The 25,266-nt window shown below is 63.9% G+C and carries 16 protein-coding genes; 7 read left to right on the plus strand and 9 right to left on the minus strand.

Going from position 1 to position 25,266, the window contains the following annotated elements; all coding sequences use genetic code 11:
* The first annotated feature begins 60 nt into the window (after positions 1-60).
* Together AB4Y71_RS14360 and AB4Y71_RS14365 are read left to right on the plus strand one after the other, a co-directional pair.
* Positions 61-1,107 (plus strand): RDD family protein, encoded by a 1,047-nt coding sequence (locus AB4Y71_RS14360; protein WP_441721316.1) that lies wholly within the window; start codon positions 61-63, stop codon positions 1,105-1,107.
* Positions 1,104-5,558, plus strand: a complete 4,455-nt coding sequence (locus AB4Y71_RS14365) for an FtsK/SpoIIIE domain-containing protein (protein ID WP_441721319.1) — start codon at positions 1,104-1,106, stop codon at positions 5,556-5,558. The genes AB4Y71_RS14360 and AB4Y71_RS14365 overlap by 4 nt, the downstream gene beginning before the upstream one ends.
* Positions 5,559-5,612: 54 nt before the next feature.
* Here AB4Y71_RS14365 and AB4Y71_RS14370 read toward each other — a convergent pair whose 3' ends face one another.
* From AB4Y71_RS14370 to AB4Y71_RS14395, 6 genes are all read right to left on the minus strand, one after another.
* Entirely contained in the window at positions 5,613-6,353 is a 741-nt protein-coding gene (locus AB4Y71_RS14370; RefSeq protein ID WP_441721322.1) for a hypothetical protein, read from the minus strand.
* A gap of 91 nt (positions 6,354-6,444) precedes the next feature.
* Positions 6,445-7,335: a xanthine dehydrogenase accessory protein XdhC gene (gene xdhC, locus AB4Y71_RS14375; protein WP_441721324.1), complete on the minus strand. Its 891-nt coding sequence runs from the start codon at positions 7,333-7,335 to the stop codon at positions 6,445-6,447.
* Complete coding sequence (gene xdhB / locus AB4Y71_RS14380; protein ID WP_441721327.1) at positions 7,332-9,671, minus strand: xanthine dehydrogenase molybdopterin binding subunit; 2,340 nt, start codon at positions 9,669-9,671, stop codon at positions 7,332-7,334. Before xdhB ends, xdhC begins: the two co-directional genes overlap by 4 nt.
* Positions 9,668-11,170 carry a xanthine dehydrogenase small subunit gene (locus AB4Y71_RS14385; protein WP_441721329.1) on the minus strand — a complete coding sequence of 501 codons (1,503 nt, stop codon included), beginning with the start codon at positions 11,168-11,170 and terminating at the stop codon, positions 9,668-9,670. Before AB4Y71_RS14385 ends, xdhB begins: the two co-directional genes overlap by 4 nt.
* 271 nt (positions 11,171-11,441) lie before the next feature.
* Positions 11,442-12,905, minus strand: coding sequence for an NCS2 family permease (locus tag AB4Y71_RS14390; protein ID WP_441721416.1), 1,464 nt, complete (start codon positions 12,903-12,905; stop codon positions 11,442-11,444).
* Positions 12,906-12,957: 52 nt separating this feature from the next.
* The gene (locus AB4Y71_RS14395) at positions 12,958-13,443 is read right to left on the minus strand and encodes a nucleoside deaminase (protein ID WP_441721331.1); all 486 of its coding nucleotides are present in this window, start codon (positions 13,441-13,443) and stop codon (positions 12,958-12,960) included.
* Between the two features lie 471 nt (positions 13,444-13,914).
* Here AB4Y71_RS14395 and AB4Y71_RS14400 point away from each other — a divergent pair, with 471 nt between their 5' ends.
* Genes AB4Y71_RS14400 through AB4Y71_RS14410 form a run of 3 tightly spaced genes read left to right on the plus strand, consistent with a single transcriptional unit; the run spans position 13,915 to position 18,915 of the window.
* A complete protein-coding gene (locus AB4Y71_RS14400; protein WP_441721333.1) occupies positions 13,915-15,291 on the plus strand; it encodes an MFS transporter in 1,377 nt (458 codons plus the stop codon).
* 1 nt (position 15,292) lies between these two features.
* On the plus strand, positions 15,293-17,428 hold the full coding sequence (locus AB4Y71_RS14405; RefSeq protein WP_441721335.1) for a molybdopterin oxidoreductase family protein: 2,136 nt from the start codon (positions 15,293-15,295) through the stop codon (positions 17,426-17,428).
* The gene (locus tag AB4Y71_RS14410; protein ID WP_441721337.1) at positions 17,425-18,915 is read left to right on the plus strand and encodes an FAD-dependent oxidoreductase; all 1,491 of its coding nucleotides are present in this window, start codon (positions 17,425-17,427) and stop codon (positions 18,913-18,915) included. The genes AB4Y71_RS14405 and AB4Y71_RS14410 overlap by 4 nt, the downstream gene beginning before the upstream one ends.
* A 183-nt stretch (positions 18,916-19,098) precedes the next feature.
* Here the strand turns inward: AB4Y71_RS14410 and AB4Y71_RS14415 are convergent, their stop codons facing one another.
* Together AB4Y71_RS14415 and AB4Y71_RS14420 are read right to left on the minus strand one after the other, a co-directional pair.
* Entirely contained in the window at positions 19,099-19,542 is a 444-nt protein-coding gene (locus AB4Y71_RS14415; protein ID WP_013350196.1) for a hypothetical protein, read from the minus strand.
* Positions 19,543-19,865: 323 nt separating this feature from the next.
* Entirely contained in the window at positions 19,866-20,243 is a 378-nt protein-coding gene (locus AB4Y71_RS14420) for a nitrite reductase (NAD(P)H) small subunit (RefSeq protein ID WP_013350198.1), read from the minus strand.
* A 358-nt stretch (positions 20,244-20,601) separates the two neighbouring features.
* On the opposite strand from AB4Y71_RS14420, the gene nirB reads away from it, so the two are divergent.
* Positions 20,602-23,217, plus strand: coding sequence for a nitrite reductase large subunit NirB (gene nirB, locus AB4Y71_RS14425; RefSeq protein ID WP_441721340.1), 2,616 nt, complete (start codon positions 20,602-20,604; stop codon positions 23,215-23,217).
* A 22-nt stretch (positions 23,218-23,239) separates the two neighbouring features.
* On the opposite strand, the gene AB4Y71_RS14430 is transcribed toward nirB, so the two are convergent.
* Entirely contained in the window at positions 23,240-24,229 is a 990-nt protein-coding gene (locus tag AB4Y71_RS14430; protein WP_441721342.1) for an aldo/keto reductase, read from the minus strand.
* 132 nt (positions 24,230-24,361) lie between these two features.
* Between AB4Y71_RS14430 and AB4Y71_RS14435 the strand changes: the two genes are divergently transcribed.
* Positions 24,362-25,249: an SPFH domain-containing protein gene (locus tag AB4Y71_RS14435; protein ID WP_013350201.1), complete on the plus strand. Its 888-nt coding sequence runs from the start codon at positions 24,362-24,364 to the stop codon at positions 25,247-25,249.
* The last annotated feature ends 17 nt before the right edge of the window (positions 25,250-25,266 follow it).

Genomic DNA, 25,266 nt, shown 5'->3' on the forward strand with positions numbered 1-25,266 from the left:
GCTCTCAATGGGGAGAACTCCCCGTAGCGCGCCGGCATTGAACTGAAGTAGAAAGATCCCATGGACGTAGTTTCAGCAGCAGCACTGGCCAGATCCTCAACCCTCGGAATGCAGCCAGCCGAAGCACGCCTCCGGATCTGGTCCTGCCTCATCGACTACGCCATTTCGCTGGCCGCGCTGCTGCCCGCCGGCATCGGATACGTGATTTTCCTGGTGACAGGTCACTACTCCACGGTCCCGCTGGTCCTGTCCGGAGTCAGCGCCCTGCTGCTGGTGGCCTATCTGGTTGTCTTGCTCGTGATGAACAGCCGCAGGGGCTCTTCGCCCGGCAAGTCCGCCATGCGCCTGCGCGCCGCCCGGCTGGATTCTTTTTCCGCACCCGGCTTCGGCCGGATCCTCCTCGCCGCCTTCGTCTTCCTGCTCAGCCATCTGATCCCGGTCATTGGCCCGCTGCTGATGCTGCTGTCCTGCTTCTTCGACCGGGAGCACCGCCGCAGCTGGATGGACAAGATCGCCCAAACCTACGTGGTTGATATCCGCAAGGGCCTGGATCCGACCAACCCGCGGGCGCTGGCCCGTGCCGAATACCTGATCTCCCGCCCGGACCGGGACATTTCCGAGCATCTGCCATCGCTGGGCACGTCCGCCGAGGACGACATATACGATGACGCCGCAGTGCCCGCGCGTCCCCGATCCACAGCGGGCATCATCGGAGCGCAGAACAGCGACTGGCATTCGCCATCTGCGCCACAGACGGGAACCGTCCGCCGCGCGGCCTTCGCCTTTGACGACGGGTCCTATCTCCCTGTTCCCGAATCCGGGCTGATCGGACGTGCGCCCCAGGCCACGGAAGAGTCCGGCAATGAACTGCTGGTCGCGCTGAAGGACCCCGAACGGCTGCTGTCCAAGACGCATCTGGCCTTCGGCTGCGACGGGGCGAATGCCTGGATCATGGACCTGGGTTCCAGCAACGGCACGCAGGTCACCGCCGCCTCCCGCGCCCCGCGCAATGCACCACCCAATGTCCGCCTGCATCTGAATGACGGGGATGTCGTCCAGATAGGCAGCCGTACCTTCCGCATTACCTTCCAGGAGACAGCGAAGTGAAAATCAAGGCCACGCTTAGGCGCCAGGACACCAGCACCATCGACGTAGTGCTGACCTGCGATGCCACCGCCACCGTGGGAGATGCCGCCCGGGCCCTGGCCGGAGAACAGGTTCCCGAGCATCCCACGCTGCTGGCCACCGCCGCCGGCACCGCACCGGTCCAGCTCGATCCGCACACCCCGCTGGCCGAGGCCGAACTGGGTTCGGGCTTCACCATCGAGGTCGTGCCGACCACCGATGCCTTCGTCTCGGGCGGCTCGGCGGCAGCGGTGCTGCGCGTGGCCAACGGCCCGGATGCGGGCATGGCCTTCGCGCTGCCCGCCGGCACCTCCTATGTGGGGCGTTCGGAGAAGGCCACCGTGGTGCTCAACGACCGCATGGTCTCCACCCGGCATGCGCGCATCGAGGTGGGAAGCAAGATCGAGCTGGTGGACCTGAACTCCGCCAACGGCATCCTGGTCGATGGCGGGCTGGCCCAGCGCGTCGCGGTGATCCCCGGCCAGCTGATCACTCTGGGCGCCACCGAGGTCTTCTTCGAGCTGCTGCCCGGGACCGCCACCGGCCATTCCCCGGTCTATGAGAAGGGCGGCTCGATCCTCTTCAACCGTTCCCCGCGGGTGGAGGTGCGCTACCCCGGCGAGGAACTGCCGCGCCCGGCGATCCCGCAGGAGGCCAGCCCCAAGCTCTTCCCCTGGCCGATGATCTTCGCCCCGCTGATCATGGGCCTGACGATCTTCTCGCTCACCCAGCGCGCGCTGTCGCTGATCGTGGTGCTGATCTCGCCGCTGATGATGCTGGGCAACCTGATCGGCCAGCGCACCCAGAACAACAACAAGCTGCGCCTGGAAATCGAGACCTTCGAACGGCAATTCGAAGCGCTGGAGGATTCCCTGCTGGCCGGGGAGGAAGCCGAACGCGCGCACCGGCGCAGCGAGGCCCCGGCCACCGCGACCGTCTTCGAGCAGGCCGAATCGCTGGGCCCGCTGCTATGGACCCGGCGCCCGGAGCACTGGAACTTCCTCTCCCTGCGGCTGGGCTCGGGTACCGCGCGCAGCCGCACCACCGTCGCCGCGCTGGCCGACCGGACCGGGCTGCAGGAATACGTGGAACGCGTCGACGCGCTCACCGCCCAATACCGGATGATCGAGGACGTGCCGATCATCGAGCTGCTGCCCTCGGCCGGCGCCATCGGCATTGCCGGGCCGCGGCTGCAATCCGCCGATGCGCTGCGCGCGCTGGCGGTGCAGCTATTCGGCCTGCACGCGCCCAACGACCTGTGCACCGCAGCGATCATCGACCCGGCCTGGACCGAGGACCTGGAATGGTTCAAGTGGCTGCCGCACACCACCGGCCCGCGCTCCCCGCTGGCCCAGGTGGCGCTGGCCGATACGCAGACCTCGGGCACGGTGCTGGTCAACGCCCTCGAAGAGCTCATCGCCCGGCGCAACGATCCGTCCTCCTACCGGCTGGGCCCGCTGGCCACCCGGCACACCTCCATGGAGCTGGGCAGGGAAGCCGGCGAGCAGTCCACCGGCGTGCCGATGGCCAAGGATCTTTCGCTGGTGCTGTTCGTGACCAATGACGCCCCGGTGGACCGCGCCCGGCTCTCGCAGATCATCGAGCGCGGCCCGGCCGTGGGCATCTACACGATCTTCGTGGCCCCCACCGTGCAGTCGCTGCCCGCGGCCTGCCGCACCTTCGTGGACGTCACCGAGGGCCTGGATGATGCCCTCGTGGGCTGGGTGCGTGCCGGCGAGGAAGCCGTCAAGGTGTCGGTGGAAGGGGTCTCGCGCGAGCACGCCGAGCACTTCGCCCGCCGGCTGGCCCCGATCGTGGACTCCAGCTCGCTGGTCCCGGATTCCTCGGACATCCCCGACTCGGTGTCGCTGCTGCGCATCCTGGGCCCGGACCTGGCCGAATCCCCGGATGCAGTGCTGGAACGCTGGAAGCAGAACAACTCGGTGATCGACCGCGCCGCCACCGGCGCCCGGCCACGGCTCAAGCGCGCCGGAACCCTGCGTGCCTTCATCGGCCAGGGCACCCCGGATGCGATGAGCCTGGATTTGCGCACCCAGGGCCCGCACGCGCTGGTGGGCGGCACCACCGGCTCGGGCAAGTCCGAATTCCTGCAGGCCTGGGTGCTGGCCATGGCCGCCGAATACAGCCCCGACCGGGTGACGTTCCTGTTCGTGGACTACAAGGGCGGCTCGGCCTTCGCCGACTGCGTGGAGCTGCCGCACTGCGTCGGGCTGGTCACCGACCTCTCCCCGCATCTGGTCCGCCGCGCGCTGATGAGCCTGCGCGCCGAACTGCACCACCGCGAAAAGCTCTTCCACCGCAAGAAGGCCAAGGACTTGCTGGAGCTGGAAAAGCGCCAGGATCCGGAAACCCCGCCGGCCCTGGTGCTGGTGGTCGACGAATTCGCCGCCCTGGCCGGGGAGGTGCCCGAGTTCGTGGACGGCGTGGTGGACATCGCCCAGCGCGGCCGCTCCCTGGGCATCCACCTGATCCTGGCCACCCAGCGCCCTGCCGGGGTGATCAAGGACAATTTGCGCGCCAACACCAACCTGCGCGTGGCGTTGCGCATGGCCGATGCCGCGGACTCCAATGACGTGGTGGAGGACCCCATCGCCGCTGGCTTCGACCCGTCGCTGCCCGGGCGCGGCATCGCCAAGACCGGCCCGGGACGGCTGGTGCCCTTCCAGTCCGGCTACGCCGGCGGCTGGACCACCGACGAGCCGGAAGCTGCCGAGGTGCGCGTGGAGGACCTGCGCTTCGGCGGGGCGCGCGTCTGGGAGCAGCCCGAAACGGAGAATGCGGACATCGAGGAGAACAGCGGCCCGAACGACCAGAAGCGCCTGGTCTCCAGTTTCATCGCCGCCTCGAACGGCGCCGGGATCCCGGCCCCGCGCCGGCCATGGCTCGATGATCTCTCGGCCACCGTGGACTTGCGCGATCTCGCCCCGGATTCGGACAGCCGGATCCCGCTGGCGCTGGCCGACATCCCCGAGCACCAGGCCCAGGAAACCGCCTGGTTCGAACCCGACACCGACGGCCACCTGCTGGTCTATGGCACCTCCGGTGCCGGGAAGTCCGCGGCGCTGCGCAGCATCGCGATCGCTGCGGGAGCCAACCCGGCGGCCGGCACCGCGGCGGTGTACGCGCTGGACTTCGGCACCAGTTCGCTGCGTTCGCTCGAACCGCTGCCGCATCTGGGCGCCGTGATTGGCGGCGATGACGTGGAACGCATCCAGCGCGTCTTCCGCATCCTGGCCGAGCACCTCGATGAGCGTTCGGCCCGCTATGCGGCCGCGAACGCCGCCTCGCTGAGCGAGTACCGCCAGGTGACCGGCAGCCTGTCCGAGCCGCGCATCTTCCTGCTGATCGACGGCTTCGGCCAGTTCCGCAACGACTGGGAGCTGGGCCACGGCCGCGGCGAGTTCTACCAGGTGTTCATGCGCATCGTCGGCGAGGGCCGCCCGCTGGGCATCCACGTCGTCGCCACCGCCGACCGCTTCGGCGCGGTGCCCACCGCGATCAGCGCGAACATCACCCAGCGCGTGGTGCTGCGCATGGCCGACGAGCAGGCCTACAACGTGCTGGGCGTGGCCAAGGACGTGCTCAATGAGCGCAGCGTGCCCGGCCGCGCCATCATCAAGGGCCACGAGGCGCAGATCGCGGTACTCGGCGGCACCGCCAATGTGGCCGAGCAGACGGCGCTGACCACCAGCTGGGCCCAGGAGCTCGCGGCAACCGGTGCCCCGCAGGCAGCCGGGGTCGAAACCCTCCCCCAGGAATTCGCGGCGGCGGCGCTGCCCGACACGGTCAACGGGCTGCCGGCCATCGGCCTGTCCGATGCCACCCTCGGTCCATGCGGTTTCGAGCCCATCGGCACCTTCGTCATCGCCGGGCCGCCGCAGAGCGGGAAGACCAACGCGATGCGCGCCATGGTCACCGCCCTTGAACGGGCCAACCCGGCCACCCAGTTCTTCCACCTTGGCGGCCGGCGCGCCGAGCTGCGCGGCTGGCGGCAGTGGAATGGCAGTGCTTCAGGCCCGGCCGAGACCCGGCAGTTCGCCAAGGACATGCTGGACCTGGTCTCGGACGACTCCATGCCGGGCAAGATGGTGTTCGTCGTGGAGAACTTCACCGAGTTCGCCGATTCGGATGCCGAGCGTCCGATGAAGGAACTGCTCAAGGCCATCAACCGCTCGGATCATTTCCTGATCGCCGATGGGGACATCAACTCGTTCTCCTCCAGCTTCGGGCTGCTCGGCGAGCTGAAGTCCAACCGCCACGGCATCGCACTCAAGCCCGACGCCTATGACGGGGACTCGCTGTTCAAGGTGCCGTTCCCGCGCGTCAAGCGCCACGAATTCCCGCCAGGCCGCGGGTTCATGGTGCAAAACGGCCAACGCACCCTGGTGCATCTGCCGCTCGTGGAGCAGTAGGCGCGAAAAAGCCGGCAGCAACATGCAGTTGCTGCCGGCTTCGCTGTGCTGGGGCTAGAACTCGAAGTCGCCGAAATCCCCGCCGGCGCCACCGAGGAAGTCGCCGAACATTCCCTCGGCCTGGCCGCCGAGCTGTTCCCCGGCACCGGCCACGGTTTCGCCCAGGCCATCTGCCATGGAACCGAACTCTTCGCCAATGCCGGCGAAGCCGTCAAGCAGCGGCCCGGCAATGGCGGTGCCGATGAACGCACCCGCCACGCCGCCAAGCAGGCCAACCCCGAGCCCGCCGGCCGCACCGGCAGCCATGCCCAGATTCCGCCCCTTGCCGCCGGAGCCCAGGAGCTTGTCCATGAATCCGGGACGCGATATTTCCGCACGCGTGGCCGAACGGGCCAGATCCCGCGGGTCCTGGGTCCTCGGGCGTTCTGCCGGCGGCAGCTGCTCGTTCAGCTCGTGGTGCAGCAGTTCTCGCTGCTGCGGGGTCAGCCGGGCGAAGGCCTCGGCGTGGGCGCGTTCCATATCCTGCGGCGGAGCGGTGCGCAGCATGTAGCGGTACTTCTCGATGGCCGCCTGGTCCTCGCGCGAAGGCGCTGCGGCCTGCGGGTTGTCATAGCCGCGGTTGCCGTAGTCCTGTCGCTGCGGCTGCTGGTAGCCGCCAGGGTTCTGCTGGTAGCCGCGCTGGTCGCGATCATAACCGCGCTGATTGCTGGTGGAGCTGCGCTGGCTAAGCTGTTCACGGACGTACTGGCCAGCCATTTGCTTGCCCTTGCGCAGCAGCTTGTCGAACATGGACATGAAATCGGCCTCCTAGGCATTGCGGGCGCGGTACGCAGGGGCACCGCTCTCACATCATTAAACTCCCCAGCAGTGCTCCTTGTTCCCCGCATTAGACGATTCTCATCTTCGCTTCGCTCAGCGCAGGCTCTGGGTTCAGCGCAGGCTCTGCATTCAGCGCAGGCTCTGGGCTGGGCACCGGCTGCTTCGCGGCATCCGTAATCCGCGCCAGCAGCTCGGCGGCCACGGACACCGCAATCACCGCCGGCTGCTTGCCGCGCACCTGCTCGATCCCGATGGGGCACCGGATCGCGGCGATCTGCTGATCGCTGAAACCGCTGGCGCCCAGATTCTTCTGGAAGCGTGCCCACTTGGCGCTGGACCCGATCAGGCCGATGGAGCCCAGTCCCGGGTGGCGCAGGGCGGCATCGCACAGGTGGAAATCCTCGGCATGATCATGCGTCATGATCAGCACATGGGTCCCCGTGGGCAGGCAGCTGAGCACCTGCTCCCCGATCACCGCCACCGCCGGATGGATCTGCGCCACACTGGGTTCCAGGGCGGGAAGTTCCTCCAGGAATTCCGCGCGCGAATCCACCAGGTGCAAGACCAGGTCATGGCGGGAGAGGATCCGGGCCAATTCCATGCCCACATGCCCCACCCCGAAAATCGCCACGGTGGCGGGAACCGGCAGCGGTTCAAGCAGCACCGTGATTTCGCCGCCGCAGCATTGGCGCCCGAACGTGGCCGGAGCCTTGTCGCTGAGTTTCATGCTGATGCTCTGCGGCCGGCTCTCGCCCTGGGCGATCATCTGCCGGGCCCGTTCCATCACCGCCATCTCCAGGTTTCCCCCGCCGATGGTCCCGAAGATTTCCTGGCTGGCAATCACCATCTTCGCGCCCGGCTCGCGCGGGGCATGCCCGCGCACCGCGGTAATGGTGGCCAGCACACCCGGACGCCGCTCATTGCGCAGCGCGGTGACCGTTTCAATCCACGAGCTCATGGCTGCTGCCCCTTCCGCACCGATTCAATCGCCCAGAACACCGCTTCCGGTGTGGCCGGGGACGCCAGATGCACGGAGCATCCGGCGGGGCCGAAGGCTGCTACAGCCTGCCGGATCGCCTCGCGCACCGAGAAGGCGAGCATCAGCGGAGGTTCACCCACGGCCTTGGAACCGTAGACTGCGCCTTCCTCATGCGCCTTCTCCAGCAGGCTGACGTTGAAGACCTCGGGCATCTCGGAGAAGCTCGGGATCTTGTAGGTGCTCGCGGCCTGGGTGGCGACCCGTCCGCGGTTCGGGCCATCGGAGGTGTCCCAGCGCAGGTCCTCCAGGGTCAGCCAGCCGGTACCCTGCACAAACCCGCCCTCGATCTGCCCCAAGTCCACCAGCGGCGAGAGTGAGTCCCCGACGTCATGGACGATATCCACGCGGCGCAGCACATGGGAGCCGTCAAATCCGCTGACTTCCACCTCGCTGGCCGCCACCCCGTAGGCGAAGTACTTGAACGGGCTGCCGGTCATCCGCGACAGATCCCAATGCAGCCCCTCCGTCCGGTAGAAACCTGCGGCCGAGAGCTGGATCCGCTGGAAGTACGCGGCACTGACCACATCCGCCCAATCCAGGGATTCGCTCTTGCCCAGCGCGGTGACCCGGCCGCCGCCGAAGCGGACATCCTGGGCCGGAACCCCGAGCATGCCGGCAGCCACCTGCGCCAGCCGGTCCCGGATCTGCTCGCATGCATCCTTGACCGCGCCGCCGTTCAGGTCGCTGCCCGAGCTGGCCGCGGTGGCCGAGGTGTTGGGCACCTTGTCGGTGCGCGTCGGTGCGTTGCGTACCATGGACAGCGGCACGCCCAGGGCGGTGGCGGCCACCTGCAGCATCTTGGTGTGCAGGCCCTGGCCCATTTCGGTCCCACCGTGGTTGACCAGCACCGAACCATCCTTGTAGACCAGCACCAGCGCTCCGCCCTGGTTGAAGGCGGTGAGGTTGAAGGAGATGCCGAATTTCACCGGGGTCAAGGCCAACCCCCGCTTAACATGCTCATGGGATGCGTTGAACTGCGCAATCTGCTGTTCTCGCGCGGCGATGCCTGCCGAATTGAGCATCTGGTTCCAGGCGGCTTCCAGCCGCTCGGGATGCCTCACCGGCTGGTAGTACGGGGTGTCCTGGCCTTCGGTGTAGAAGTTGCGCCGGCGCAGTTCCCTGGCGTCCAATCCCAGCTGCGGGGCCACCCGGCCCAGGATGTCTTCCATGACCAGCATGCCCTGCGGACCGCCGAAACCGCGGAACGCAGTTTGCGAGGTCTTATGGCATTTGGCGATGCGCCCCGAGACCTTGATGTTCGGGATCCAGTAGGAATTGTCGATATGGCACATTGCCCGGGTCAGCACCGGTTCGGACAGGTCCAGGCTCCACCCGCCGTCAGCGGTCAGCTGCGCCTGCAGCGCGAGGATCTTGCCCTGCTCGTCGAAACCGATCTTCCAGCTGGCATGGAATCCGTGTCGCTTGCCGGTCATGGTCATGTCCAGGGTGCGGTCCAGCCGCACCCGCACCGGACGCCCGGTGAGCACCGAGCCGAGGGCCGCCAGTGCGGCATAGCCGTGGGGCTGCATTTCCTTGCCACCGAATCCGCCACCCATGCGCAGCACCTGCACGGTCACCTCATGGGCGCTGATGCCCAGCACATGCGAGACGATGTCCTGGGTTTCGGTGGGATGCTGGGTGGAGCAGTGGATCATGATCTGCCCGCTCTCATCCACCATGGCCAGCGAATTCTGCGTTTCCAGGTAGAAGTGCTCCTGTCCGGCGAACTCGAACTCGCCCTCGAAAACATGGGCCGACTGCGCGAAGCCTGCCTCCGGGTCCCCCTTGGCGATCTCGGGCTGGATGCCGTGGAAGCTGCCGGCCGCGATGGCTTCCTTGATGGTGATCAGCGAATCCAGCTGCTCATAGTCGACGTTCACCGCCTTGGCTCCGGCCTTCGCCGCTTCCAAGTCTTCGCCCAAGACCCATGCAACGGGTTGCCCGAAGAACATCACCTCGTCCACCGGCAGCAGCGGCTCGTCATGCTTGGCACCCTGGTCATTGACTCCGGGAATATCTGCCGCGGTAATCACTCTGACGACTCCGGGCACTTCCAGCGCCGCACTGGCATCCAGGCCCAAGATTTTCGCGTGGGCGCAGGTGGACTGCACCGGGTAGGCATGCAGCACCCCGGCCAGGCGCTGCGCGAGGTCATCGGTATACAGTGCGGTGCCGGTGACGTGCGCGGCGGCGGATTCGTGGCGGTGGCGCTGGCCGACCACTGCGTTATCGGGGCGTTGGGATAGCTGGCTCATGAGTTCTGCTCCTGTCCTGCACCCGAGCGCGTCAGCTGCTCGGCGTAGAACCGTTCCAGCGAGGAGGCCAGCATGGCCTTGCGGTAATCCGCGCTGGCCCGGTGGTCATCCATCGGGGTTCCTTCTTGGCCCATGGTGTGCGCGGCGGCCCGGATGGTGTCCAGGTTCCATTCCTTGCCTTCCAGCATCTCTTCGGTAGCCTTGGCACGCAGCGGGGTGGCTGCCACGCCGCCCAACCCGATCCGCACCTTGGAGATCACGCCGTCGGTGACCGTCACCGCGTAGCCGACGGCCACCGAGGAAATATCGTCGAAGCGACGCTTGGAGATCTTCTGGAAGCTGGTCAGCTCGGCCAGCGGCAGCGGGATGCGGATCGCGGTGATCATCTCCCCCGGTTCCCGCACGGTCTGCCGGTAGCCGGTGAAGTACTCGGCGAGCGCCACTACCCGGTTGCCCCTGATGCTGGAGAGCACCAGTTCGGCGTCCAGCGCCAGCAGCGCCGGAGGGGTGTCGCCGATGGGCGAGCCGGTGCCCAGGTTCCCGCCCAGGGTGGCACTATTGCGGATCAGCCGGGAGGCGAATTGACCGAAGAGCTTTCCCAGCAGCGGGACCCGTCCGGCGAGGTTCCGTTCCAGCTCGCTGAGCGTGCAGCCTGCACCGAGTTCCAGGTACTGCTCATTGAACTGGATCTGGCGCAGCTCGGGCAGCCGGTCGATGGCCAGCACCGAACGGGCGCGGGCGCCCTTGATGTTGACTTCCATACCCCAGTCGGTGGCACCGGCCACCAGCACGGTCCGCGGTTCGGCGGCCAGGATCTGCAGTGCCTGGTCCAGGTCGGTGGCCCGGCGGTAACGGCCGATTTCCCCGGTGGGGGTGTCGGCGCGCTGGATATCCGTGGCTGCCGGGGCCGGTGCGGTGCGCCGTGCCCGGACGGCCAGCGGGTCATCTTCCTCGGGCTCGCCCAGCGCGTAGGCGGCGTCGCGGATCGGACGGTATCCGGTGCAGCGGCAGAGATTGCCCGACAGTGCGTGCAAATCGAAGCCATTGGGTCCGCACTCGTGCTCGCCGCCGTCCTCCGCGCTGACTGCGGGATTGGCGGTCCGCTCGGGACGGTAGTATTCGGCGGCCATGGAGCAGATGAATCCGGGGGTGCAATAACCGCACTGGGATCCTCCGCGGTTGGCCATCTCTTCTTGCACCGGATGCAGGTCCGCGACGCTGCCCAGCCCTTCGGAGGTGATCACTTCTTGGCCGTCCAGGGACGCGGCCGGCAGCAGGCAGGCGTTGACCGCGGTCCACCTGCTGCCCTCCCCGTCGCCGCGCGCCACCAGGATGGAGCAGGCGCCGCATTCGCCTTCGGCGCAGCCTTCCTTGCATCCAATCAGCCGCTGCCCGCGCAGGAAATCCAGCGCGTTGGCATGGGGCGGTCCGTCGAATTCCCGGACCGTCCCGTTGACGGTAACCAGGCACTTTGTCTCTTGCGTTGCCTCGGCGCTCATGCCGCTGACACCTCCTGCGCCCGGGTATCGCCGGACGCACCATGTATGAATTGGATGATGGTCGGGATCTGGCTCCCTGCCGGGGATTCAAGGCTCGGCAAGGTGCCGCCGCGTGCTGCGGCGCGATCAGTCTCCGTGCGCGATCTGGCCCTTGGACCAGGCGAGGCATCCGCCCATGATTGCCCTCCAGAATTCGGATTTTCGACATGCATCCAACCCGTCGAAGTGAGCCAGCCCACCTCGATGGATCCTTACTATAGCCCGTATCGGCTCAGGCCAGTAGGGCTGTGATGGGCCCTCGGGCGAAGTACACCAGGAACCCCAGCGCCACCACCCACAGCAGCGGATGGATCTTTGCGTGGCCCCCCGCCGCGGTATTCACCACCACCCAGGCGATGAACCCGGCACCGATGCCGTTGGCTATGGAATAGGTCAGCGGCATGGTGATCAGGGTGAGGAACGCCGGCATGGCGCTGGAGAACCGCTTGAAGTTGATCTCGCGGATCTGCGCGCACATCAAGGTGCCCACCAGAACCAGTGCCGCGGCGGCCACCTCGATGGGAACCACGGAGGTCAGCGGCGTGAAGAACATCGAGCCGAGGAACAGCACCCCGGTGATCACCGAGGCCAGCCCGGTGCGCGCCCCTTCCCCGATGCCGGCAGCCGAATCCACATAGACGGTATTCGAGGAAGACGAGCCCATGCCTCCGGCCACCGCGCCCAGGCCCTCGACCACAAACGCCGCCTTCAGCCGCGGGAAGGTGCCGTCCTTGCGGGCCAGCCCGGCATTCTTCGCCAGGCCGGTCATCGTGCCCATGGCGTCGAAGAAGTTCGTGAACACCAAGGTGAACACCAGCATGGTCGCGGCCAGCGCGCCGATCCGGCTGAAGGAGCCGATCAGGTCGAAGTCACCGGCCAGCGACAGATCCGGCAACGAGACGATATTGCCCTGCAGCACCGGCATGTTCAGGTGCCAGCCATGCGGATTATCCGCCCCGCCCGGCCCGATCTTGAAGACCACTTCGGCTATCACCGCCAGCACGGTGGAGATCACGATGCCGATCAGGATCGCGCCTTGCACCCCGCGGGCCACCAGTGCGCCCATGATCAGCAGGCCCACCACGAAGATCATGGTGGGGATCGATACGATCGATCCGCTGTCGCCGAGCTGCACTGGAGGCCCGGCGGCAGTGCGGGTGACGAATCCGGAGTCCACGAACCCGATGAAGGTGATGAACAGCCCGATGCCCACGGTGATCGCGGCTTTCAGGTCCTTGGGGATGGCCCGGAAGATCGCGGTACGCACCCCGGTCATTCCGAACAGCACGATCAGCAGTCCGTTGATTACCACCAGGCCCATGGCCTCGGGCCAGGTGACGTCCTGGATGACCGAGACGGCGAGGAAGGAGTTGATGCCCAGCCCTGCGGCCAGGCCGAAGGGCAGGTTGGCGACCAGTCCGAACAGGATGGTCATCAGTCCGGCGGTCAGGCCGGTCATGGCACCGACCTGCGCGGCCGGGAGCCAGTTGCCGGCCACATCCATGGGTGCGGCGTCGGCGCTGAATCCTCCGAGGATCAGCGGGTTGAGGATCACGATATAGGCCATCGTGAAGAAGGTGACGACTCCACCGCGCATTTCCCGCGCCAGAGTGGACCCGCGTTCGGTGATGCTGAAGAATGCGTCCAGGATGCTGCCCGGCCCGCCTGGACGGCGCGGCTTGCTACCGCGCCGCATGTCCTTGGGGCTAGCTGGCAAGCGACTTGTCGTGGTCATGGTCCTGGACCCTCTAGTAGTCGGTCCGGGATTCTTGGGAATCCCATGCCTTGAACGGCAACAGGTGCTCTCCGCTTTCCGATTGGAAGCAGTTCACCGGCATCAGCGAGCGGTTGGACTTTGATTCGAAGTATCCATAGAACACCGCATCATCAAATCCGGCAGCTGCCGCATCACGCCTGTTGGCCGCGAAGAAAACCTTGCCGATACGGGCCCATAATGAGGTGGCCAGGCACATCGGGCAGGGTTCGCAACTGCTGTAGAGCACGCAGCCGCTCAAATCAAAGGTCCCCAGCGCAGCCGCTGCCGTGCGGATGGCGACCACCTCGGCGTGCGTCGATGGGTCGTTGTTGGCCGTGACGCGGTTGACTCCTTCGAAGATCTGGCCGTCGGCCGTGACCACCACGGCGCCAAATGACCCGCCGGCGTTGTGGACATTTGTGGTGGCAATATCGATGGCCATCGAAAGATAGTCTTGGCCAGTGGTAGTAACGCTCATCGCGTGGCTCCTCATGCTTTGGACATGAACTCCGCAGCGCACTGCTTGGCGCTAGATACCGGTTGCACTTGTCACCTGAAATCGATCAGTTGCATGCCCGGTAGATAGCGACCCATTAGGTGGGTGCCCGCCATAGACAGCTACGAGATTATCAGTGGATTGTGACGCACGTAACACTTCTTTTGAAATCTCTTTTTTGCATCATGAATATGAAAATGGCGTGTTTTCGCTAATTCGACCTCCCACCAGCGGCGATCGGCACGGTAGTCGATCCCCCGCCGCACCTTCGAAATCCCCGAACCGCATACCCGCTCTCCGCGCGCCGGTTTCCAACACGTTACGGATGCCTATCGGCGCACCGATCCCCCGGGTGAATTTAAGTTCCCTTCGGCGCAACAACCTGAGCACCTGAGCGAAATACCCATTTGAGAAGCTCAGAAGCATCAAGTGCTAGAGAAGGGATCGGATCACGTGAGCGCACAGCTAAAAACATCTTCAACATCGCAGGCGCTGGAGGTCCAGCCCGGACGCTGGGTCAGCAACTGGACTCCTGAGGATCCGGAATTCTGGAAGCAGACCGGTTCGGCGGTAGCCAGCCAAAACCTCAAATGGTCCATCTTCGCCGAGTTTCTCGGATTCAGTATTTGGCAGCTATTCGCCATCGTCGTGGTCTATCTTCCGGTAGCCGGATTCAACTACAGCACCACCGAATTATTCTGGCTCATCTCCATCCCAAGCCTGGTCGGGGCAACTCTGCGCATCCCCTATACATTCATGGTTGCCCGTTTCGGCGGACGCAACTGGACAGTGATTTCCGCTTTGCTCCTGCTGATACCAGCCGGCGGCATTTCCATGGCACTGTCCGATCCGGCCACCCCGTTCTGGGTCATGCTGACCCTTGCGGCACTGACCGGATTCGGCGGCGGAAACTTCGCCTCCTCGATGGCCAATATCACCTACTTCTACCCTGCCTCGCGCAAGGGTTGGGCACTAGGGCTGAACGCAGCCGGCGGCAACCTTGGCGCGGCGGTCGCCCAGCTGCTCGTCCCGGTCATTGTCACGGTCTTCGCCGCCGGGGCCCTGCAGCTTCCGCTGGCAGGAATGCTCTGGATCCCGCTGATCTTCCTCTCCGCATGGGGTGCCTGGAAGTACATGCACAATCTGAGTTCGGCGCGCTCCGATATCCGCGGCGCCATTGCCTGCCTGAAGGTAAAGCACCTGTGGATCATCTCCGCACTTTATGTGGGAACCTTTGGATCCTTCATTGGATTCTCGGCAGTATTCCCCAAGCTGATCGTTGACACCTTCCCCGAGTACGCAGCCCTGCCACTGGGAACGGCAACCATCACCCTGGCCTTCCTCGGCCCATTGGTCGCGTCCCTGGCCCGCCCCTACGGCGGCAAAATCGCTGACAAGCTCGGTGGAGCACGCGTTACCGTGGCCACCTTTGCAGCCATGGCCTTGATTACCGGTGCGCTGGTGCTCAGCCTGCCTCGGGCGAGCTTCTGGGGCTTCCTGCTCTTGTTTTTGTTGCTCTTCACCGCAAGCGGCATCGGCAATGGCTCGACCTACCGGATGATCCCGGTAGTCTTTGCCCTGAGCGGCGAAGGGAAACCGGCGGGCCAGGTGGATTCTTCACGCAAGGCGGCCGCGGCCTTGGGCTTGATCTCGGCCATCGGAGCCTACGGCGGCTTCCTGATTCCCCAGGCCTTGGGCCTGTCCATCTCCAGCACTGGCGCCTACACCACCGCATTCATCATCTTCATCGCTGCCTACCTGATGCTCATGGCCACCGCGTGGTTCACCTACGCACGCCCAGGCACCCGCTTCGCCCAGCACGGAGTCTGACATGACCGACACACACTGTCCATATTGCGCCTTGCAGTGCGGCATCACCTTGGAACCCAACCAGCCAGAGCACAGCACCGAACCGGTGAGCTTGAAGGGACGGGACTTCGAGACCAATGGCGGGGCGCTGTGCCGAAAAGGCTATAGCGCTGCCAAACTGCTGGATCACCCAGAACGCCTGCAAACACCGCTGCTTCGCCAACCCGACGGAAGCCTTGCACCGATTGATTGGGAGCAAGCGCTGGATCTGGTGGCCAGCAAGGCATTGGGCATCCGCGCTGAATCCGGAGCCGACGCGCTAGCGGTCTTCGGCTCCGGCTCGCTGACCAATGAAAAGGCCTACCAGCTGGGCAAGTTCGCACGGCTGGCCCTGGGCACCTCGCGCATCGACTATAACGGCCGGTTCTGCATGTCCTCGGCCGCTGCCGGCACCAACCGAGCTTTTGGCTTGGACCGGGGATTGCCCTTCCCGCTGGCCGATCTGGATGGGGCCGGGATGATCCTGATGCTCGGTTCCAACGTGGCCGATACGATGCCTCCTTTTGTCCGGCATCTAACCGGGGCCCGGGAAAACGGCGGCTTGATCGTGGTTGATCCGCGGCGTTCTGCCACAGCCAAGCTCTGTGCCGATAATGCCGGCTGGCACTTGCAGCCGACCCCGGCCACCGATCTTCCGCTGCTGCTGGGCTTGGCTCACGTACTGGTGGCCGAATCCCTGGCCGACACCAGTTATCTGGCCGCCCGCACCAATGGTTTCGGCTCCTTGAAAGCTTCACTGGCCAGCTGGTGGCCGGAGCGAACGGCCCGCATCACCGGTGTTCCTGCCGAGCAGATCCGGCACACCGCCAGGGCTCTGGCCCAAGCGGCCAGCGAAGCGAAGGCCGGCGGCAAACCGGTCTACATACTCACCGGCCGCGGCATCGAGCAGCATTCCAACGGCACCGATACGGTCACCGCCGCCATCAACCTCGCGCTGCTGCTGGGCCTGCCTGGCACCCTGGCCGGCGGCTACGGCACCATCACCGGCCAGGGCAACGGGCAAGGCGGACGGGAGCACGGGCAAAAGTGCGACCAGCTTCCGGGCTACCGCAAGATCACCGACCTAGGACACCGCGCGCATGTAGCCCGTGTCTGGGGTGTTGAGCCCGAGGCCATCCCCGGTCCCGGGCTTCCAGCCGTTGAACTCTTCGATGCGCTCGGCACCCCTCGCGGTCCGCGCATGATGCTGATCCACGGGGCTAACCCGGTGATCTCCGCACCCGATGCCTCACGCGTGGCCAGCTCCCTGACCAAACTGGATTTCCTGGTGGTCTGCGACTTCTTCCTCTCAGAGACTGCAGCCCAAGCAGATCTGGTCTTGCCGGTACTGCAATGGGCTGAAGAAGAAGGCACCATGACCAATTTGGAGGGACGGATCCTGCGCCGCCGCGCAGCCTTGACGGCACCGGAAAATGCGCGCAGTGAACTATGGATCTTCTCCCAGCTCGCCCAGCGTCTGGATGCCCCAGGCTGCTTCTCCCCCGATGCCCAAGAAGTCTTTGAAGAACTCAAATTAGCTTCGGCCGGCGGACTCTCCGACTACTCGGGGGTGAACTGGGATGACCTTGATGCCGGGGCAGCGATCTACTGGCCATGTCCTGCAGGCACCGACGTGAAGGCCCAGCCAGGTATCCGCAATGGCACCCCGAGATTGTTCCTTGAGGGTTTTGCCCATGAAGACCAGCGTGCCGTGCTGGTACCTGTCTATTTCCAACCAGCACCCCGGATGGACAAGTCCTCGGTGTCGCTGGTGACCGGCCGCCTGCTTGAGCACTACCAATCCGGCGCCCAGACGCGCCGGGTTCCGGAGCTGGCTAAGGCGGCACCGGAAGCACTGCTGGAAATCCATCCAGCCACAGCCTTGGCCCACCAGATTGCCCAAGGGCAAAAGGTCGTGATCAGCAATGAACGCGGTGAAGTCACCGCCCGCGCACTGCTGAGCTCCGATGCCCGGCTGGACACAGTCTTCCTGCCCTTCCACTACCCGGATTCAGGTACCGCAAACCTGCTGACCGAGGCGAAGGTCGATCCGCACAGCAAGATGCCGGAATTCAAGCACGCCCATGTTTCGCTGAGCGCTGTGAAAGAGGAACAATGAACGAGCAACGCCCGCAACGCATCGCCATCATCGGATTCGGCCCCGTCGCCGCTTCCCTCATTGAAGGGCTGCTGCCCGCGGCAGCAGCAGGCCACTGCGAAATAACGGTGATCAGCGCCGAAAACCACCTGGCCTACAACCGCGTGCTGCTCGCTGAACTGGCAGCCGGAGCCGCCGAGTTCGAACACCTTAGCATGGTGGATCCGCAGCGCTTGGCCGATGCCGGGGTCCAAGTACGCTTGGGCGTGCAGGCTACCGGCATCGATCGCTCACGGCGCCGGATCCATCTGGGCGGCAACGACTATGTGTCCTACGACCGGCTTGTTTTCGCCACCGGCGCCCGAACCGTGATCCCCACGCTCAACGGCCTGAACTTCGATCCGCATGCTGATGCTTCACTGCCAGCCGGAGTCTTTGCCCTGCGTACGGTGGATGACGCCCACCAGCTGCGCAAATCGATCGAGCTGGGCCAGCGCATTTTGATTCTCGGCGGCGGTGTTCTGGGCATCGAGGCGGCCTTGGCCATTGCGCGTACTGGGGCGCAGGCGGTGCTGGTGCATCATGGTCCGGCCCCGCTGGGACGCGTCGTGGATGCAGATGGAGGGGCGTTGCTGTCCCGTAATCTGCGTGAAGCAGGTGTCGAGGTGATCCCGGGTGCGAAGGCCAGTGGCATTCAAAAAGATGCACAAGGTTTCACTGGCCTGATGACTTCCACCCACGGACTGATCCAGGCAGATGCCCTGCTCATTTCCACGGGCGTGAGAGCCAGAACAGAGCTGGCCTCGGGCTGCGGATTGCCGGTGGGCCGCGGTATTAAGACCGATGAATTCCTCTGCGCCGATACCGAGCAGCGAATTTTCGCCCTCGGCGACTGTGCCGAAGTTGCCGGACAGCCGCCGGTTGGACTGCTGGCCCCGGGATGGGCTCAGGCCGCATGGTTGTCCCAGCAACTGTTGCAGCTTACTGGTTCCGGGGCATCCGAACCGCTTGCTGCCCCGGACTTCTCTGCTTCTAATGTATTGATGCTCAAGGGCCAAGGCATCGAGCTGACCGCTGCCGGCGATATCAGCGCCGGTTATTGGGACGATACCGATCTGCAGGCAACAATCTATGCGGATCCTGCGCGCGGACGGTATCTGAAGATCGTCACCCGGCAGGATGCGGTCACCGGATTCCTTGCCATGGGACTGCCGCAAACCAGTGCCGAACTTGTGCTGGCTTATGAACGGGCCACCGCCTTGCCTGAAGACCGCTCCAGCCTGTTGCGGTTGGATGATCCGGCAACAGAGCAAATCTCGGCGATCCCCAGTGATGAAGACCAGCTGTGCCGGTGTTCCGGTGCCACCTACGGCGAGGTGGCCCACGCGGTGGGCGCTGGATGCGCAACCGTAGCGCAGGTAGGCGAAAATTGCCGTGCGGGCACCGGTTGCGGCGGGTGCAAATCAAAGATTGAGGAGCTGCTGGCCAAGGCTCCTGCCCTGGCGTAATGGTTCTGCTGGCGGCCGGCTCCTAGCGAGCTGGCGGCCTTTCTGCGCGATCGCGCCTGAAACGCAAAATCGTAGGTGGCATCAAACGTTGGCCAGTGCCGCGATCATGGAGAGCAGAATTATCGGAGCTGCGTATAAGCCTGCTGGTAAGCAACTAGCCTCGAGCCAGTTGCCCAGCCAACTCTATTTAAGGAATTTCGGCGTTTTGGTCCAGCGCTGGAAACGAGTCAACTCGTGTTCGACTTCTGAAACTTCGACATCTGTATCAGGTGATTCAGCTAGCGGAATGACGCATTCGCCGATGGATTTCGAAATTGCCGCGATCATCTTTTCATAGCAAATTTCGATCGCGCGAATGGCTTTGTTCTCGGAGCCAGGAACATCGGCAATTGAAAATGAGTAGTTCGTTACCAGAGTCTCTACATATTCGAGCCGGGGTGGCGTAGGCATACCCGCAAATGCTTTCTGCAAGAAGTTGTCAAAATCTTGTGCGTTATCTGACTTCGCTTCCCAATTCAGATCGCCAACCCAATCATTTTCGGTGCGGGCAACTACGGCGTTCCATACCTGCTCGGAAGTCGAGTCTTTATGCGCAGCTAGCACTGCTAGGAATTCTTCGTCTGTCATCGTTTTGACCTACTCATCCGCAATTTTTCCAGTACTTACATCGTAGGTGATGACGACCTTTTCCCTTTTTGCATTTCCAATCCACCGTCGGCACCGCTTTTCTGCGCGATTGCGTCTGAAACGCAAAATCGTAGGGACGAAAGCCATGTGCTTTCGTCCCTACGATGAATTGATGATGCGAGTTCTATTATTCTTGCACGCCAACGCTGGAAAATGCGGTAACCGGCTCTAGCTCGCAGCAAGCAGTTCCGTCTCCTCTTGGAGCTCGTACCAGCCCTGCCAGGCCGAATGTTCAACGTCGATGGCTTGATCTGTTTTCAGGCTCATTTGGTCTGCTCCATCCATAGCTGTCCTTCAATTTCCATGAGCCGCTGCACGGGCAACGGCAGCGAATCGGCGTTCAGGCATTCCCCGGTGTCCAGTCGATACACTTCCTTGTGCAGCGGGCAGGCAACGGTGGCCACGTGGACCGACTCGACCACGGTGTCCCCCAGGATGCCTCGGGCCATGACTTTCGCCCCGGTGCTGGGGCAGCGGTGCGAGGTTGCGTAGAACGCGTCTTCCTCGGTGCGGAACAGTGCCAGCTGGGTGCCTTCAAGCCAAAGGGCCTCTCCCCATCCGCGTTCCAGCTCTGCGCTGCGGCAAAGCGGAGCCAGGCTCAAAGTCGCTTCACGAGTTATTTCTGCAATTTGCGTGCTCATGACCGTAAGTCCTTCGTGGTTGGTGTTTGCTGATATATCGAGCTTAGAAGCGCCATGTTTCGCCGAATGCTTCTGGCGGTTGCCAGTCCGTAAAGCATGTCTAACAGCAAAATTGAGCATGGTGAGCCCGTGATCCAACCGAAATTCCAATGTTTTTCGTTGGCCATTTGGCTCTTTGCAACGCGCTTTCCTTCCAAATAATTCGAGAATGTTTCAGTCGCTTCACTTGGCCTTCAGCCGGTGGTGGAGAGAATTGCTCAGGTCGAAACACAAGGGTAATTGCTGCGCAAAACGCACTTTCTACAGTGGTCTCATCAGCCTGAAACTCACCGTTTCCCAGCGAAAGTCGAAATTGATCATGGGTACTCCACACAATGCACGCAACATCCTGGTTATCGGCGGCGGCCCCGCAGCTCACCGTTTCACCGAAGCCTTGGCCAGCCGCGCTCCTCAAGATTTGCGCATTACGGTCCTGACCGAGGAAACTCATCTTCCCTATGACCGCGTGGCGCTCTCCCGGGCGTTGACTAACCCCGGGGTCGACCTGACCCTTGGCGATCCGAAGCTGTGGGAAGCGGAGCACGTCACCTTGGAGACCAACGCCAAGGCCGTGGCTATCGACAGTGCCAAGCGCACGGTTACCACTGCTGATGGACGCATCTTCAACTATGACGAATTGGTGCTCGCCACCGGTTCCAACGCGGCCACGCTGCCGATTGCCGGCAACGAACATACCTTCGTGTACCGCACGCTGGAAGACGTCTGGTCCATCGCGCAGAAGGTCAAGGAACTTTCAGCTTCCTTGGGCCGTACCCCGGTGGTGGCTACCATCGGTGGCGGGCTGCTCGGGCTGGAAGCGGCCGCTGGGGCGCAGGCATTGGGTGCAGAAGCAGTCGTCATTGATGGCGGCAAATGGCTGATGGGCACCCAGCTGGATGAAGGGGCCGGCCAGGCCATGGGCCGGCTCATCGAGCGAACCGGGTTCACCGTCCACAACGGTGTTTTCCCGCAGGAAATCCTCACCAGCCAGGACAATGGCGGCACCGCGGTCACCGGCGTGCTGATGGCTGATGAACGCACCATCGATGCGGATATGGTGGTCGTCTCGATCGGCGTGCGTCCTCGCGATGAGCTGATCCGGAACTACAACGCGGCCCTCGACGAGGCCGGCAGCCAGGCACCGCGCTTCGGCATGGGGCCTCGCGGCGGCGTGGTCATCGACTCGCATTGTGCCACGGACATCGATCACATCTGGGCGATCGGCGAAGTCGCGAACTACGACGGATTCTGCATCGGCCTGGTGGCCCCGGCCAATGCCATGGCGGAAATCGTCGCCGAGCAGCTGGCTGGCGGACAGGCCGAATTCGCCGGTTTCGATACCGCTACCAAACTCAAGCTCTCCGGCGTGGATGTAGCCAGCTTCGGCGATGGCTTTGCCCGCTCCGAAGGCGCGCTGGAAGTGGTCTACGCCGATGCTCCGCGCGGCCTGTACCAGAAGCTTGTGGTTTCTGCCGATGCCAAGACCCTGCTCGGCGGCATCTTCGTTGGCGATGCCACCCCGTACCAGTCCTTGCGTCCACTGCTCGGTCGCGAACTGCCAGGCGAACCCGGCGCCTACCTCAGCGCGTTGGGCGGCGAAGCACCCGAGGGCGAACTGCCCGATGACGCGGTGCTGTGTTCTTGCAATTCAGTGACCGCCGGAACAATCCGCGATGCGGTCTCCGGATGCGGCTGCTTCGAGGACGAAGCGCCGGTGACCACTGTCTCCGGCCTGAAAGCCTGCACCCGGGCTGGCACCCAGTGCGGCTCGTGCGTGCCGATGATCAAGAAGCTCATGGAAGCGCAGATGCTCAAGGACGGTGCAGAGGTTTCCACTGCTCTGTGCGAGCACATCTCCTTCTCCCGCCCGGAACTCTACGAAGCCATCCGCGTGGGCGGACTGCAGACCTTCGGCGAGGTGATGGAGCGCTTTGGCACGGGCAAGGGCTGCGATATCTGCAAGCCGGTCATCGCCAACATCCTCTCCTCCCAGACCAGTGTGCACCCGATGGATGCAGGACTGGCCGGCGCGCAGGATACCAATGACCGCGTGCTGGCCAATATGCAAAAGGATGGCACCTACTCGGTGGTTCCGCGCATCCCCGGCGGCGAAATCACCCCGGAAAAGCTCGGCGTGATTGCCGCGGTGGCGCAGAAGTACGGGCTGTACACCAAACTCACCGGCGGCCTGCGCATCGACATGTTCGGTGCACGGCTGGAGCAGTTGCCGCAGATCTGGCGGGAACTGGTGGACGCAGGATTCGAGTCCGGACAGGCCTACGGCAAGTCGCTGCGCAATGTGAAGACCTGTGTCGGTTCATCCTGGTGCCGCTACGGCATGCTCGATTCCACTGCCTTGGGCATCGAGATGGAGCTGCGCTACCGGGGGTTGCGTGCACCGCACAAACTGAAGATGGGTGTTTCGGGCTGTGCTCGCGAGTGCGCCGAAGCCCGGGCCAAGGACATTGGCGTGATCGCCACGACCGATGGCTGGAACCTTTATGTGGGAGGCAATGGCGGCGCCAACCCCGCCCATGCCCAGCTGCTCGCGGGCGGTCTGGATGAGCAGACGCTGTTCAAGTACATTGACCGCTACCTGATGTACTACATCCGCACCGCCGACAAGCTGCAGCGTACCGCGCATTGGCTGCAGGATCTGGATGGCGGATTGGAGCGGGCCAAGCAGGTGGTTATCGAGGATTCCCTCGGGCTGGCCGAAGAACTGGAGGCGGCCATGGAAGCCCACGTGGCCAACTACCAGGATGAGTGGGCCGCAACTTTGGCTGACCCGGTGAAGCTCAAGCGTTTCCGCTCGTTCGTGAATACGGCGGCGCCGGACACCGAGCTGGAATATGTTTCCGAACGCGGACAGCAGCGCCCCGCCGAGCCAGTGGCACTAGGTGCCAGCATCCCAGTCGGGGCGCCGCAAAGCTAGGAACGGATTCCCACCCGCGCTGCTACCAGCGTGGGTGGATCTGTTCGCGCAGCTTGGCGTCGTAGAGATCGCGCACGGACTTGTTGAAGCCCTCGCTGATCTTCAGCGAACCGGCGGCCGCGTTGGAGCGGGCCTGCTGTGCGTTGCGGGCTCCAGGGATGATGGTGCTCACCCCGTCCTGGGCAGCCAGCCAAGCCAAGGCCACCTGGGCGCTGGTTGCATCGTTCGCTTCAGCGGCAGCCAGCTTGGCGAATTCGCCGGCCGCTTCCAGTCCGGTGGCGTAGTCCACCCCGGAGAAGGTCTCGCCCACGTCGAAGGCCGAGCCGTCGCGGTTGTAGTTGCGGTGGTCGTCCTTGGCGAACTCGGTGTCCAAGGTGTAGCGGTTGGTCAGCAGGCCGCTGGCCAGCGGTACACGCGCAATGATGCCCACCCCTGCCTCGCGGGCTGCCGGAAGCACGGTTTCCAGCGGCTTGTGGCGGAAGGCATTGATGATGATCTGCACGGTGGCGATGTTCGGGCGGGCAATCGCGGCCAGGGCCTCGTCTACCTTTTCCACCGAGACGCCGTAGTTGGCCATGCGGCCTTCCTCAACCATGGTGTCCAGCGCGTCGTAGATCGCATCGGTGGAATACACTGGGGTCGGAGGGCAGTGCAGCTGGACCAGGTCCAGGGTGTCGACTCCCAGGTTCTTGCGGGAACGGTCATTCCAGGCGCGGAATGCATCCATGTTGTAGTTTTCCGGCAGCTGCTCCACGCGGCGGCCCATCTTGGTGGCCACGGTGACCCCGGCATCCGGGTTGGCTTGCAGCCATTTGCCGATCAGCTGCTCGCTGCGGCCATCACCATAGACATCCGCGGTATCGAAGAAGGTCACGCCGGATTCATAAGCGGCATCCAGCACTGCAAGTGCGGCTGCTTCATCAACCGAGCCCCAGTCAGCGCCGAGCTGCCAGGTACCCAGACCGATGGCCGACACATTGCGGTGGGTACGTCCAAGTTCTGTGTATTCCATACCCATGAGTCTAGTACCCGCGACGCGATAAACCGCGTGATGGCTAATCAACTCAACGCATTGGCAGCCCAAGTTGGTTATCTATTATCCAAACGATAGAATATCGGATACCATCACACTATCGAGGAGATCATGTTTCTCACCATCGTTGCAGTTCTTTGCGCCATCATCGGACTGATCGTCATGGCCGCAGGCAAAGCCATGAAGCCAGAAAACAAGAACCGCAGTTCCACGCGCTTCACCGGCATCAGCATCTTCATCGTTTCACTGATTGTGCTGGCCATCGCATGCACCACCATCGTTCAGCCGCGTACCGTCGGCGTGAAGGTTGCCCTGGGCAAGCCGACGTCCGTGGTGAGCAACGGATTCCACCTGAAATGGCCATGGGAAAAGGTCGAGAAACTAGACGGCTCGGTGCAGAACGACGTCTACACCGGTGATAGCGCCATCCCGGTTCGCCTGGGGAACAACGGACGAGCTGACGTTGACGCCTCGATCCAGTGGCAGCTGAAGACCGACGATGCCATGGACGTATTCTTGGACTACCGCACCTTTGAGGGTATCCAGTCGAACCTGGTTGACCGCAACTTCCGCGCCTCGCTGAACGAAGTCATGGCCACCTATGATCCGCTGGAATACGGCGATTCAGCCAGCGGCGGGCAGGATCTTGAAGGACTGGCGAAGTCTGTCCAGGAGAAGATGCAGGCCAAGGTCAAGACCCAGATCGAGATCCGCTCGGTCACCTTGCCGATCATCAACTTCGATGAGCCTACGCAGAACCGCATCAATGAATTGCAGGCAGAAACGGCCAAGACCCGCGTGGCCCAGCAGCGCAAGCAGACCAGCACGGCGGAAGCCGAAGCCAACAAGATCCTGGAACGCTCGCTGACCAACGAGACCTTGACTTCCAAATGCTTGGATATCGTTGCCGAGTCCGGCCAGAGCCCCATCGGTTGCTTCCCGAATTCCGGAGTCCAGCCGATCACCATGACCGGTGATAAGCAAAAAGAATCCAACTAGCCTTAGCGCTCAACGCC

The sequence above is a fragment of the Glutamicibacter sp. MCAF14 genome, from assembly GCF_052114325.1.
GTDB classification, from domain to species: domain Bacteria; phylum Actinomycetota; class Actinomycetes; order Actinomycetales; family Micrococcaceae; genus Glutamicibacter; species Glutamicibacter arilaitensis.